The organism is Companilactobacillus formosensis, from assembly GCF_005405305.1.
In the GTDB taxonomy this organism is placed as follows: Bacteria; Bacillota; Bacilli; order Lactobacillales; family Lactobacillaceae; genus Companilactobacillus; species Companilactobacillus formosensis.
The window spans coordinates 60,791-74,744 of sequence record NZ_BJDU01000001.1 but is presented as its reverse complement, the minus strand read 5'-3'; the positions used below and the strand labels follow the sequence as shown (position 1 = coordinate 74,744).

At 37.3% G+C, this 13,954-nt stretch carries 15 protein-coding genes; 7 read left to right on the top strand and 8 right to left on the bottom strand.

The window, feature by feature from the left end; translation table 11 throughout:
- Positions 1-49: 49 nt before the first annotated feature.
- Positions 50-781, top strand: coding sequence for a sulfite exporter TauE/SafE family protein (locus FFM65_RS00375; RefSeq protein WP_119317132.1), 732 nt, complete (start codon positions 50-52; stop codon positions 779-781).
- A 68-nt stretch (positions 782-849) separates the two neighbouring features.
- Entirely contained in the window at positions 850-1,185 is a 336-nt protein-coding gene (locus FFM65_RS00370) for a ribonuclease G (RefSeq protein ID WP_119317131.1), read from the top strand.
- 63 nt (positions 1,186-1,248) lie between these two features.
- Here the strand turns inward: FFM65_RS00370 and FFM65_RS00365 are convergent, their stop codons facing one another.
- Positions 1,249-1,512: a hypothetical protein gene (locus FFM65_RS00365; RefSeq protein WP_119317130.1), complete on the bottom strand. Its 264-nt coding sequence runs from the start codon at positions 1,510-1,512 to the stop codon at positions 1,249-1,251.
- Between the two features lie 152 nt (positions 1,513-1,664).
- On the opposite strand from FFM65_RS00365, the gene FFM65_RS00360 reads away from it, so the two are divergent.
- Positions 1,665-2,315, top strand: a complete 651-nt coding sequence (locus FFM65_RS00360; RefSeq protein WP_119317129.1) for an endonuclease III domain-containing protein — start codon at positions 1,665-1,667, stop codon at positions 2,313-2,315.
- On the opposite strand, the gene FFM65_RS00355 is transcribed toward FFM65_RS00360, so the two are convergent.
- A complete protein-coding gene (locus tag FFM65_RS00355; RefSeq protein WP_119317128.1) occupies positions 2,286-2,879 on the bottom strand; it encodes a TetR/AcrR family transcriptional regulator in 594 nt (197 codons plus the stop codon). The two genes, FFM65_RS00360 and FFM65_RS00355, sit on opposite strands and share 30 nt — an antisense overlap.
- Positions 2,880-3,073: 194 nt before the next feature.
- On the opposite strand from FFM65_RS00355, the gene FFM65_RS00350 reads away from it, so the two are divergent.
- From FFM65_RS00350 to FFM65_RS00340, 3 genes are all read left to right on the top strand, one after another.
- Entirely contained in the window at positions 3,074-3,994 is a 921-nt protein-coding gene (locus FFM65_RS00350; protein WP_119317127.1) for an ABC transporter ATP-binding protein, read from the top strand.
- Positions 3,984-5,600: an ABC transporter permease gene (locus FFM65_RS00345; protein ID WP_119317126.1), complete on the top strand. Its 1,617-nt coding sequence runs from the start codon at positions 3,984-3,986 to the stop codon at positions 5,598-5,600. Before FFM65_RS00350 ends, FFM65_RS00345 begins: the two co-directional genes overlap by 11 nt.
- 65 nt (positions 5,601-5,665) lie before the next feature.
- Complete coding sequence (locus FFM65_RS00340; RefSeq protein WP_119317125.1) at positions 5,666-6,655, top strand: aldo/keto reductase; 990 nt, start codon at positions 5,666-5,668, stop codon at positions 6,653-6,655.
- A 484-nt stretch (positions 6,656-7,139) separates the two neighbouring features.
- Here the strand turns inward: FFM65_RS00340 and FFM65_RS00335 are convergent, their stop codons facing one another.
- Complete coding sequence (locus tag FFM65_RS00335) at positions 7,140-8,402, bottom strand: methionine gamma-lyase family protein (protein WP_119317124.1); 1,263 nt, start codon at positions 8,400-8,402, stop codon at positions 7,140-7,142.
- A gap of 18 nt (positions 8,403-8,420) precedes the next feature.
- Positions 8,421-10,508: a putative ornithine decarboxylase gene (locus tag FFM65_RS00330; protein ID WP_119317123.1), complete on the bottom strand. Its 2,088-nt coding sequence runs from the start codon at positions 10,506-10,508 to the stop codon at positions 8,421-8,423.
- A 253-nt stretch (positions 10,509-10,761) separates the two neighbouring features.
- Here FFM65_RS00330 and FFM65_RS00325 point away from each other — a divergent pair, with 253 nt between their 5' ends.
- On the top strand, positions 10,762-12,213 hold the full coding sequence (locus FFM65_RS00325; protein WP_245954199.1) for an APC family permease: 1,452 nt from the start codon (positions 10,762-10,764) through the stop codon (positions 12,211-12,213).
- Between the two features lie 53 nt (positions 12,214-12,266).
- Here FFM65_RS00325 and FFM65_RS00320 read toward each other — a convergent pair whose 3' ends face one another.
- From FFM65_RS00320 to FFM65_RS12045, 4 genes are all read right to left on the bottom strand, one after another.
- A complete protein-coding gene (locus FFM65_RS00320; RefSeq protein WP_119317121.1) occupies positions 12,267-12,536 on the bottom strand; it encodes a bacteriocin immunity family protein in 270 nt (89 codons plus the stop codon).
- A 28-nt stretch (positions 12,537-12,564) separates the two neighbouring features.
- Entirely contained in the window at positions 12,565-12,825 is a 261-nt protein-coding gene (locus tag FFM65_RS00315; protein WP_255311459.1) for a bacteriocin immunity protein, read from the bottom strand.
- 256 nt (positions 12,826-13,081) lie between these two features.
- Positions 13,082-13,270 carry a hypothetical protein gene (locus tag FFM65_RS00310; RefSeq protein WP_119317120.1) on the bottom strand — a complete coding sequence of 63 codons (189 nt, stop codon included), beginning with the start codon at positions 13,268-13,270 and terminating at the stop codon, positions 13,082-13,084.
- Positions 13,271-13,298: 28 nt separating this feature from the next.
- On the bottom strand, positions 13,299-13,454 hold the full coding sequence (locus tag FFM65_RS12045; RefSeq protein ID WP_162897859.1) for a hypothetical protein: 156 nt from the start codon (positions 13,452-13,454) through the stop codon (positions 13,299-13,301).
- Positions 13,455-13,954 lie beyond the last annotated feature (500 nt).

The following is a 13,954-nucleotide window of genomic DNA, read 5'->3' as shown; positions in this document are numbered from 1 at the left end:
TTTCTATAACAATATTATAGACATCATCTATTAAGAAAGGATAAATTTAATGACTTACTTTATCGTAGTTTTAATTGCCTTATTTGGAGCTTTGATGCGGACTGTTTTTGGATTCGGTGAAGCTCTAGTTACCATGCCGTTACTAGCTTTGATAGCCTTTGACTTACAAACTTCAACTGCCTTGATTGGAGCTTTAGGTTTGATCGTAGCAGTTCCGGTAGCTTTGAAATATCGCCAACACATCGATTTAGCAACCCTTAAGCGACTAGTTATTGGTTCAATTTTGGGGATTCCTGTTGGTATTTTGATTATCAAGCTCGGTTCTCCACAAATCATCATGAAAGTATTAGGAAGTTTTATCGTAATTTATGGCGTATACAATCTCTATGCCTTAAAACATCAAAAAACTTCTAATTTGAAAATTAGTGACAAATACGACTATCTAGCTGGAATCGTTTCGGGAATTTTGGGTGCCTCATTTAACAGTCACGGTGTTCCCATCGTCGTCTACGGTACAGCCAAAAAATGGGACGCCGACAAGTTACGCGGTATCCTACAAGGGCATTTCGTCTGTGTCGGTAGTTTGGTCGTTTTGAGTCAAGTGGCCTCTGGTATGTGGAATATTGAAGTTATCAAGTTACTTGCAATGATCATCCCTTTATTGTTAATCGTGATACCTCTAGGAAATTGGATCAATTCAAAAATCGACAGCCAGCATTTTACTAAGTACGTTTACATGGTCTTGATTATCTTTGGATTAATTTTATTGCTAAAACGTTGATTTTTTGTAGTTAGAAATTTCTCTTTACGATATACTTACTGCACAATTTATTGTAAAAGGGGAAAATTATGAACGAAACTGGAAGAACTGTACCAAATGAAATCAAGGGTTGGAACTGGGGAGCCTTTATGTTTAATTTTATCTGGGGAATTGGCAACAAAACCTATTTACCACTACTCTGCTTGATTCCAATTTTTAATATTTTTTGGATCTTCGTCGTTGGATTCAAGGGCAACACTTGGGCTTGGCAAAAAGGTAACTACAGCGATGTGGAAACTTTTAAAGCTGTTCAGGCAACATGGAATCGTGCCGGAATATTCCAATTTGCCCTTGTCATATTAGTAGTACTTCTTTACTTCTTCATCTTTGCGGCAATGATCGGTTCATTTTTATCTGATTATTAACAAAAAGGACTTTACCAGAATTTGTCTTACACTCTAGTAAAGTCCTTTTTAATAGAATAAATCCTATTCATATATTCGATTAACGACTCTTTGATGGTATAAATCGTTTCCTTGTCCCCAAAAAATAAAACTTAGTGAAACGTATACGACTGCCAAAATAACATTTAAAACATCAAATTTCATATAGTCAGTTAACATTAAACTAATTATAAAAATAATTGAAATTACTGGTTCGACAGCTCCCAACCAAACGTGTGAATTATTTGCTAAAACATATTTCTCAAGGATCAGAGACGTAATCGAACCTATAACAAAAATAATACCCATAATAATTACACCCCCATAATTAATCAGCGTATATTATCGTATCACAATTATTTTTCTGAAATAATCGCAAAAGCTTATGAAAACGTATCCAAGAGAAAATATACCCTTTTTCTGTCAACATATTAGATAATTGATTTCTGGGGGAAATTACTTTGTACACACAAATCGATATTTACGAACTACTAAAATTACTTACTAAAAAACTCGGACCACAAAATTGGTGGCCAGCTGAAAAGACCGAGGAAATGCTTTCGGGAATGATTTTGATCCAAAATACTAACTCAAAAAACGTCGCTAAATCTTTAAATAATCTCAAAAAAGCAACCGACTTTGAAGCTGATAAAATTTTGCAGTTATCTGCTGCTGACTTAGAACAACTGATCCAACCTAGTGGTTTCTTCCACAACAAAGCTATCTACTTACGTTCACTCTTAACAGCCTACGTGAATGATTTCGATGAATGGGAAAAACTCCCAACAAATCTTCTACGCAAAAGATTATTAGCTCTCAAAGGCATCGGCAACGAAACGGCTGACGTGTTACTGCTCTACTACTTCCATCGTCCTGTCTTTGTAGCCGACAACTATGCCATGAAACTCTTCACTCAACTGCATACTTTTACAAAACGGCCCACTTACATGCAACTCAAAAATGCCGTTCAAAAAGATTTCCAAATGGATTCCAAACAAGCTGAAGAATTGCACGCTTTAATCGATGAATTTGGCAAACTCAAGAGTGACTATTTCCGTGATTACCAACTATTATTACCAGGATTAACGTCCCATAATTCCATAAAAGAATAAGTGAATGATGTCCTTCTCGTGATTTTTTAAGGCAACGACACCATTTTCTTTAGCGTTCATTGAATAATTAATAAATAAATCTAAGAAAATCATTGCGCCTTCATTGGTTACTTCATCACTTATAACCCCTTCTTGACGACCTTGATCTAGCAACTTAAACCAAAAATTACGTTTGTACTGATTGTAGACTTTCACTACACTAGTATCACCATTTTGACCACTGAATTCTTTTTGTAAAAATACTACGAAATCATCATTAATACCATCAGCCAAGCTCGAACTATTACTCATCATTACTTTCATTTTTTCGACAAATGATTGTGCGTCATTATCTAGTAATTTGTCGTATTCAGAATAACCATCAATAATTAATTTAATAATAACGGCTCGTCCTAAAGCCACTTTACTAGGAAAATACTTATACAAAGTCACTTGAGAAGCCTTTGCCTCTTTAGCAATATTTGCTATGGAGGTTTTTTTATAGCCTTTTTCCAAAAACACTTTAGTTGCTGCATCTAAAATTGTCTGTCTTTTATCTTTTTTACGTTTTAAATTATTGGTCATAATAAATTCCTCGAAAAATTTTTTATTAAATATTTCAGTTTTTGGCTTAATCTATCAATCTTTCTAAAATCGACTCACAAAATAGTTCAAAAGCCCATTATTTCGCGATTGACAAGCATAATACCCAGCTTTAATATACTCGGTAAATAGTGAACTATTCAAGAATTATATTTCATTTTTAGAGGTAAATTATTATGTTTAATCAACCAAAACCAACTTTACATGTCGATCATCTTCAAAAGAGATTCGGTAAATTCCAAGCTTTAAAAAATATCACTTTTGATATTTACCCCGGGGAAGTCTTTGGATTTATCGGACCTAATGGTGCTGGGAAATCGACCACGATTCGGACTCTTCTCGGAATCTTACGAGCATCTGGCGGTAAAGCAACCATCTTTGGACGTGATGTTTTCAAGGACGCCGTCAAAATTCATCAACATCTAGCCTATGTCCCCGGTGATGTTTACTTGTGGCCTAATCTGACCGGTGGTGAAATCATCGACTTGTTTTTAAAACTCAGTCATAATCGCCACACTCAAAAAACTGATGAGTTAATCAAAAGATTTCAACTCGACCCTACTAAGAAAGCTCGTACTTATTCCAAAGGTAACCGTCAAAAAGTCGCCTTGATTGCGGCCTTGTCGACAGAAGCTCAGTTGTATATTTTCGATGAACCTACTTCTGGATTAGATCCTTTGAATGAAGAAGTTTTCCAACAAGAAGTGCTCAAGCTCAAACAAGCTGGCAAAGCCGTTTTATTGTCAAGTCACATCTTATCCGAAGTAGAAAAAATGTGCGACCGAATCGGCATTATCCGTAACGGTGAAATCGTCGAGACTGGTACTTTGGAACAAATGAGACATCTGACTAGAACTGTTATCAAAGTTCAAACCGCCGAACCTACCCCCGAATTACCAACTTTGATTGGTGTCCATAACGTCGTTACGGAAAATAACGGCAGCCAAACTCTAGCCGTCGATTCGGACCATTTGGATGCCGTGATGGATTACTTATCTAAGAAGCAAATCCTCTCTATCCAAGCTACACCACCAACCCTAGAAGATTTATTCCTTCGTTATTATGATTCCAACGAGGTGGATCAACATGCAAACTAAAAGATTCCAAAAAACTCTTTTCTTAACCAAATTTAATTTCAAACGTGACTGGCTCAAACTATCACTCTGGGCTTTAGTCTTGATTGCTCTATTTGTTGGCGTTGCTGGTAAATTCACTAGTCTCTACGGTACAAAAGCTGGCATCGACCAAATCGTTAAAACTCTCAAAACTCCAGCAATGGTCTCACTCTTTGGAAAAATACCCCAAGGTCCTTACACTAGTGCTGACGTCTTTGCGGCTGAAATGACCGTCTTCATGGCTATCTTTGCGGTAATTATGAACTACTATTTCGTAATCAAAAATACCCGTGGCGAAGAAGAATCCGGCGTTTTAGAATTGATTCAATCACACGCAGTCGGTCGGATGTCGCATTTAGCAGCGGTCCTGATTGAAAGCTTCGTTTTAAATTTTGGCATTGGTTTGATTTACGCTATCGGACTACAATTCGCTGGTTTATCTGGAACTGATACTAACGGTAATTTCTTGCTAGGTATCGGATTGGGTGCAGCTGGCTTCATGTTCGCTACTGTGGCCGCTGTGATAGCTCAGTTGAGTGACAATTCACGTTCTGCAACGATACTCGCTTATTTAATTTTTGCGGTAATGTACATCGCTAGAATGATCACTGACGTCACGCATCCCAAATACACTTGGTTTGTTCCTTTAGGTTGGGTCGAAAAGTTCTCAACTTATCAAGATAACAACTGGTTGCCAGTCCTCTTCATGCTCTTAGTTTCCGTACTTTTGATAATCCTAGCCTTTTATCTCAATGGACATCGTGACATCGGTTGTGGCTTGATTGCTACTAGACCGGGACGAAAAAATGCCAGTGTCTTCTTACATGGACCAATTTCATTATTGTGGCGCCTCAATCGAATCAGCATTTTAGTTTGGTTCTTCGGAATTATGATTTTAGGTATGACTTATGGTTCAATTTTTAACACTATCGGCGATATTCTCAAAACTAATCCGATGTTTAGTCAATTATTAGATACCAAAGCCATTGATACTGCTAATTTGCTTTTAATCAAACAGTTTATTAGTGTTTTGATTGTCGTCTTTGCTGTTTTAGCCTTGATTCCTGGTATTTCTCTCATCAATTATTTAAAAACTGGTGAAAATAAAGGCTATTTGGAGATCATCCACTCAAAACCTACTAGTCGTCTCAGACTATTTTCTTCTGTAACTTTGGTCGCATTTATTACTAGTGTCGCGGTTCTATTCGCCGGTATTTTGGGATTATACCTTGGTGGTAACGCCGTTATGGACCAACCTTTGAAATTTGAACTCTTCTGGAATTGTTTCATCGGCTACTCGTCTCCAACTTTAATCATGCTTGGTATTTCAACTTGTTTACTAGGCTGGATACCTAAATTAGTCAGTTTAAATTATGGATATTTAATCGTCGGATTCTTTGTAAAATACTTCGGCAAGCTATTAAAACTACCTGATTGGACTGAAAAGATCACACCTTTTGGTTTCATCGATAAAGTTCCCGTTCACAATTTTGACGTGTCGACTTTTTGGTGGCAGCTACTCATCGCCGTTATTTTAATCGTTGTTGGTTATCTTGGTTATCGTAGACGTGACTTAATTACTGGCTAGTTAATTGCGTAACCGTTTGCAGTGATTTATCATTTAGTTAACTTAGTAGTTGAAAGGATGATTAGATGTATACAGCTTCAGATAATCGTTATCAAGGACCAGTGCGGCATGCTGGAAACTCTGGTCTAGTTTTACCACCAATTTCTCTAGGATTGTGGCGCCATTATGGCAGTGCCGATCCAATAGCCGACCGCAAGAAAGTTTTACTACACGCTTTTGACCGTGGCGTCTTCCACTTCGATGTAGCTAACCACTACGGTGACGGTGACTTCGGTAGTTCAGAAAGATTGCTCGGACAAGTCTTGAATACTGATTTAAAACCATATCGTGACGAATTAGTTATTTCTACCAAAATTGGTTATGAAATTCACGATGGACCTTTTGGTACCGGTACTTCTAGAAAAGCTCTCCTTCAAGGAATCGACTCTTCTCTAGAACGTCTTAACCTAGATTACGTCGATATACTTTACGCTCACCGTTATGACGACCAAACACCAATCTACGAAACCGTTCGTGCTCTTGATGATATCGTCAAATCTGGTAAAGCATTGTACGTTGGAGTTTCAAATTTTGAAGTTCCCCAAATGAAAGAAGCACTCAAACTATTCAAGGAACTCGGCACACCAGTTGTTTTGAACCAAATGAGTATGAATTTATTGAATAACCACGTTGATGCCAGTGGTTTAAGAGATGTTCTAAAAGACGGTGGCGTTGGTGCTATTGCCTACGGACCACTATGTGAAGGACTACTATCTGACCGCTACTTAGATGGATTGACTGATGATTTCAAGATTCATCCAACCAATAAAGCCCTATTAGCCAATGGTAAAGATGCCTTAGTTGCTAAACTAAATGAATTAAATGACATTGCCCAAAACCGTAATCAAACCTTGAGTCAAATGTCACTAGCATGGCTTCTAAGAGATCCTGTCGTATCGAGTGTAATTATCGGAACTACTAGCGTAAAACACTTAGACGATAATTTAGATACCATCAACAAGCTAGATTTCACTGATGATGAAGTTACAACTATCGAAAAAATTATTAAGAAATAACTGCCGTCGTCCGTTCGGCTCTGGAAAACGCTGGAACGCTGCCGGCACAACTCGAAGCCAATTCCAAGACCGGGAACTGTCTCCAAGATTGGTCTTATCCTAAGCGATAAATCGCTAAGGATAATCTGGCGGCTGAGCATTTTCCAGAGCTCTCACTACCGACTAGATAGTGTTTTATAGAATTACTACAATTAACTCTAATCAAAACGACAAAACCCCGATGGAACTCAATTACTGAATTCTATCGGGGCTTTATTTTTTAAGATATTTATGAATAAGAACTGATATCTAGTCGGGAACAAAATTCCTGTGATGGCTCAATAGCCAAATTATTCTTAGCAACTTGTTGCTTAGAATAAGACCAAGCTTGAAGACTTTGCCCGAATTTGGGCTTAGCAAAGGCTCCAAGTTGCGTCGGCTATGTTCCAGCCAATCACAGGGATTTTGTGGACGACGGCATATTTAACCAATACATTTATTTTATCTACTTATAAAATGTTTCTCTAACTGCTTGTGTAATTGCGATTTGAACGTGTGCATATGACAAACCGCCTTGAATATAAAGTGAATATGGTGGTCTGATTGGTCCATCAGATGATAACTCGATAGTTGAACCTTCAACGAAACTACCTGAAGCCATAACGACATCATCTTCGTAGCCATCTTGGTGACTAGGAATTGGATCAACGAAAGAATTCATTGGTGAGTAGTGTTGAATGGCAGCACAGAACTTGACCATTGGATCTGGATCACCGAAGGAAACTGTTTGAACGATATCTGTTCTTGGCGCATCCCACTTAGGTGAAACGTTCATGCCCATTTCTTCGCACAAAGCTGAAGTGAAGATCATACCTTTCAAAGCTTCACCAGTCGTATGAGCGGCCATGAAGAATCCTTGATAGAAGTCACGCAAGTAACCCCAAGTAGCACCTTCACCTTTACCCGCACCAGGAACTGTCAAACGTGAACCGGCACCGTCAACTAAGTCTTCACGACCAACGATGTAAGCACCACTCTTAACTAAACCAGCTCCGGCATTCTTGTAAAGTGAACCAGCCATGATATCAGCACCGTAAAAAGTTGGTTCTTCTTTTTCTGAAAATTCACCGTAACAATTATCGATGAAGACGTTGACGTCAGGACGAATTGATTTAACGAATTTGATCATTTTGGCGATTTTTTCAACTGTGAAACTATCTCGAACGGCATAACCACGAGAACGTTGGATGGCAACTACTTTGATAGATTCATTTTGTAAGTCTTTTTTGGCTTGATCATAGTCAACTGAACCATCATCTAGCAATTCAGTAGCTTTGAAATCAATCCCGTATTCCTTCATATTGCCACGCTTGTTTCCAGCTAAACCGATAACTTCTTGGATCGTATCGTAAGGAGTTCCTGTTAAATAATAAAGCGTATTGCCAGGACGCAACATACTGAACAAAGCTGTTGAAATGGCATGTGTTCCTGAAGCAAATTGAGGACGAACTAAGGCATCGTCAACTTTGAAATAGTCAGCGTAAATTGCTTCAATCTTGTCACGGCCGATATCATCGTAACCGTAACCAGTTGATGGTACTAAATCCTCCTCCCCAACACGGTGCTTTCTAAATAAATTCAAAACTCGTTGTTGATTGTATAAAACTTGTTGGTCGATTTCCTCTAAACGTGGTTGAATCAACTTTTCTACTTTAGCAACTTTGTTCTTTAAATCTTCTGGTAAATCATCTGTCCATGATAATGACATAATAAACTCCCTCAATAATTATTTTTTCAAAACTTCCGCTTGCACAGAAATTGTTCCGTCCGCATTCTTATCCCAATATACACCTTGAATTTCTGGCACAAAACCAGGAAAACGTTCAATAGCTCCAACGAGATCTTCAAAATACTTCAAATCGACATCTTGCCATTTTTCACCGGGCGCCACAATGAAGACCCCAGGAGGATATGGCAATGCTCCTTCAACCGCAATTCGACCTTTGATATCCTGCAAATCAACTAATTCACTCTGATTTTTCATGAACAATCTGTCTGCCTGAGCCGGTGTCATCTCGTAATTTTGCATGTCCTTTTTGGCAAACAATTCTTTTTGAAGAGTAAAAGTCTTGTTCTGACGATAGTAGTCATGCATCTCTTGGCACAATTGCTTCAAAGTATAACCTTGATAACGTTTTGGATATTGTTGCGCTAATCTTGGCAAAACTTCTGTTAGTGGAGCATCGGCCAAATACAAACGTTCAAATTCCAAAAAGGCCTCTAATAGTATATCTAATTCTTCCCTTGAATCGCCAGGAGTTAATAGGAATAATAATGAATTTAAGTCATCTTTGGCACGAATAATTCGTTTCTCCATCAAAAATTCCGCTACTACTGGACCAGGAATCCCTGAATCTTGATATTGAGCATTTTTGATATCGACGCCCGGCGTTATAACGGTAATTTTCAGTGGGTCGATCATTGCTTGTCCGTCAGCGATTTCTTTAAAACCATGCCAATTATCGCTACTTTTCAAATTCCAATACTCACTGTGAGTAGCTAAATCATCGGTACTGATCTGCAAGAAGTTGTCAGGAACTAAAGGTTTGAATAATTTAGATTTTTGTAACAACTGCTTGCGCCATTCAATACCCAAACGTAAAGTTTCATCCCACCAGTTCTTATTACCTTGACCGGCCGTCAGATAGGCGTTGACTGTCAAAGAAGCGTAAATTGGATAGGAATAACTAGATGTGACGAATTTCAAATAAGCGTTGTTGAAATGTTTATGGTCGACATAACGAGCTTGACCTTTCAGATGAGCATCTTTTTTCAAAATCTGTGAAGTTTGCGCAAGTCCTGCCTGTTGTTTGTGTAACGATTGAGTTACTAAGATTCCCGGATCATCTGGTCCGTATTCCAACGATAATGGTGAGAGATGTTTCATGATAGGTACGAATTGTTCAAATCCACCCCACGCACAGTCGAACAAAATGTAATCGCAGAGATGGCCGATTTTATCAATTATCCATTGTGCATCGTAGAAAACACCATCGTAAGTTTCTAATTGTAAGATTGCTAATCTAAAAGGACGTTTAGCTCGAGCTTTTTTAGGATCAACTTTACTGATTTCTTTACGTAATTTATCTTCGTCTAAGGCTTCAGGATTCATTTCTCCAATCAAACCCAAAGGATTACGATCAGTTGGCACATAGACTGGTTTGGCCCCACTCATCACCAAAGCACTGTTGTAAAGAGACTTGTGATTGTTGCGGTCAAATAAAACTAAATCATCTTCAGACAACAAAGCACTAGCACAAATCGAATTAGAACTAGTCGTTCCGTTAGTACAAAAGTAAACTTTATCGGCGTTATACGTTTGCGCAGCCTTTTGTTCAGCCGTCAATGGAGTTCCTTCGTGAGTCATCGTATCGCCTAATTCAGCGACAGTATCAGACGTATCGGCGAACATTAAATTCTTACCGAAGAAACGGTTGAAGACCACGCCAGCCGGATGTTTTTCATAGTATTGACCGTTATGGTGTCCCGGAGTTGTAAAACTGATTGGTTTGTCTTCCGCAAAGTTGATCAGGTCACTCAAAAAGCCCGGTACCATCTTAGTTTGATAGTCATTTGCTAGTTGTAGCGCCTTGACTGTAACGTCAGTCTTCCCATCAGTTGTAATAATAGGAATGCCTAGACCTGATGTTTCTTGTAGATTTTTGGCGACTGACAAATTCTTTTGATCGTGTTCATTCAAAACGATTGCTACTAATTCTGAAGCAGTGACGTTTTCTGTAAATGAAATTATCTCAAAATCAGTCGAATCACTGATTATCACATCATTTCCGATGGCAATTTTCAGAAAATTCATAATTTCCTCCTATTATTTTAATGTTTTTTCAAAAAAAGTATTGCAAATGATATATAAATACTTATAATTTTCTGGGTATGTTTTTTTCATTTTAGCAATATTATTTATGAATAATTTATTACGGCATTGATTATATCTACACATTGGGGTTTTTAACAAGTGAAATTCAACAGTTCTTTACTTACATTAAAGCCCCCAAATCGTTGGAATCTACTAACACAAGACTTTTACACGAATTCGGGGGAAAATAAAATTGGAATCTTTAGAACCAAATAAAAAGCACTATTTAAGTTGGCCGGTCATTGCCTTGATCGACTTCGTTACTATCATCAGTTTTGAAAATATCTTTTATCCATTTCAAAACCAAGGACTATCTGTGGTCATCTCATGGATTTTCCTACTCTTCGCCTACGTTATTCCTTACGCTTTGATTTCTAGTCAAATGAGTTTAACGTTCGACAATCAAGCCGGAGGTTTAGCTTCATGGGTTCGTCATTCCAGTAATGACACTCTAGGTTATTGGACTTCTTGGATGTATTGGGTTCAAAGTGTGCCCTACATCGTCGATGTTTCTAACTCGGTTATCGTTTCATTCAGTTGGATGTTCTTAGGTAACAATACTTTAGATAAAAGAATGTCGACTTTCTGGTTTGGAATCTTAACTTTTATTATCATTTTGATCTTTATCTTATTAGAAAATATCATCAAAAACTCACTAGAAATCCTTTCACTAATTGGTGGAGGTGCCATGTTCATCATGTCAGCTTTGTTCGTTCTATTAGCTGGCTACGCTGTTTTACACGGTCATCATATCGCTACACAACCTTTCAACTGGGGAGCTTTCAAGCCTAACTTTAGTCTGAAATACTTCTCGACAACCGGATTACTGATTTTTGCCATGTCTGGGGCTGAACTAGCTGCACCATACGTCGTTCAAATGCGTGATCCTAAACACGAATTTCCTAAAGCTATGTGGCTACTTGCTATCATGACTGGATTCTTGACTATCTTTGGTACTTTGGCCTTAGCAATGTTCTTCAACGCCAACCACATTCCACATGACTTCAAGATGAACGGTCCTTACTACGCCTTCCACTTATTGGGTAATAGTTTGGGAGTTGGTAAATTATTGATGTACATCTTTGCGGTCGTTCAAGCAATCTTCATGATGGCTCAATTAGCTGTCTTGCTCGATGCTTCTAGTCGTGTCTTTGCCGGTGATGTTGCTGACAAGTTCATGCCTAAGTGGTTAACTAAGAAAAATAAGAATGGTCGTCCTGTTCACAGTTACACGATGACAACTGGTTTGAGTTTGTTCCTATTGTTGCTAACAGGTACTTTGCCAAATATCAACACTATTTATAACTGGTTGTTAAATATCAACGGAATCATTTCACCATATAAGACTTGTTGGGTTTTCTTCGCCTTCGTTGCTATGAGAATGCATCAAGACAGGTTCCATTCAGATTATACTTTCATCAAAAATAAAACTGGCGCTTTGATCGTCGGTGGTTGGTGTCTAGCCTTTACCTTCATCTGTGCTACTTTAGGATTCATCCCTCAAGAAGCTAAGTTCGGTACTGGTGCTTTCAATCATCAACTTCTACTAAACTTCATTACTGTTATCGTCTTATTCGGACTAGGCTTCGTTATGCCATGGTTACGAAAACGCGAGCAACGTCGTGAAGGTATGGAATTAAATTAAAATCAAAAAGCAGGGCTGCTAACAAATTATGTTAGTGGCTCTGCTTTTTTGTACTAAGAGATGATTGAAATGTTATCACGTCTTCCATATCCTAAGTACACTCTGGATAATTCAGTAAAGAACGGTACAACATCAGGTGATAACTGCTTTTTTAATGACAATAGCGACAATTGTGTTTTAAGTTTTCCAGCCACAGCTTCACTATCTTGACCCTTAGTAATCTTTTGTTTAGCTTCCACAAATATCTTTCTTTCCGAATCTGATACGTTATCGGACATGATCAATTCGTCCATTCTTGACCAAATTAATTCTTTTTTATCCATAATTAGTCCTTCTTTTTAAAGATATTATTTAGCGTCGAGGCATCTTTTCAAACAATCCATAAAACTGAGATTTATCGTCAAAGCTAGCTCGATTCCGACCATTAAGTCCCGATTTTTTAGACAAGTCACCTAATCGAATCAGCAACTTATCTTCTTCTCTGGAAAATGGAACTCTACTAAAAGCTTCCATGTAAATATAATTCACTAATCTACTAAGCCATGCTTCAGGATTCTTCACCGTATCTAGTTTCATATAAACTTGACTCAAAACATCCGTTATATTTAACAAATAAGGTGATTGATCAGGATGCGAATGTCACTGTTTTCTTTATTAATAATAGTTGGACGACTAAATCGAATATCACTATATTAGTTTCATCGATCAGAAATAGCATATATAAGTTGAACAATACTTATTAAAAATAAAATTCCGAAAATCAAGTAATTATTTTTATAAAAGGCATGAATGCTAAAAATTAGAAACATAATAAAAATATAAAAACTAAAATTTTTATAGAATAGTTTATTGAATTTTAATCTCATATCTAGTTGCAGATGCCAACTGATTGACAAACTCCATAACCAAATCCCATGGTAAAGCTTACTCCATTATAGATTGACTTATCTCTACCAGCCAAGCATGATTTTGTATAACAATGTCCACCTCCAACTATGTTTAATTGTTCTTCTTCAGTTAACATATTAAATTTATTGTTTTTGTAAATTTTTTTCATTATCGTAATATCCTTTATTTAAAATTAATTATTTTAAGTATCTCAATACTTTTCCCCATGGGGTAAATCCTGCAGCAAAAACGGCAACGCGACCAACTCTTTTTCCGGCATCAAAAGCTGATTTATTCCAGCCACCTCGAACATTTGCTAAATTATTGTTAGTTAATTTATAATACTTCTTCAACGGTATGAATCCCTTTCATTTTAATTTTGAATGATTGAAAATTATCGAATTCCAAATTCAATGATAGTTACAATAATTTCTTATTTGATAGTTCTTTTTTATCATAATCATTACACCTTCCTTGTGCATGTTATTCGGATATCCATGCATCTAGTTTAACGAGATATATACTATTCTTGTAAAAAAGAGCATAAATAACGTTTAAGAAAGTCTTAGATTTAGTAGATAAAAGAAAAGAACTGTTGAAGATTTAACTATGTACCATTTAGGATAGGTATTTTTTATAATTTCAGATATTTGTTCCTTATTATGACACGCTAGCTTTTAGTAACCAGCTTTAACGCCGAGGCATTTTTTCAAACAAACCGTAAAACTGAGATTTATCGTCAAAGCTAGCTCGATTCCGACCATTAAGTCCCGATTTTTTAGACAAGTCACCTAATCGAATCAGCAACTTATCTTCTTCTCTGGAAAATGGAACTCTACTAAAAGCTTCCATA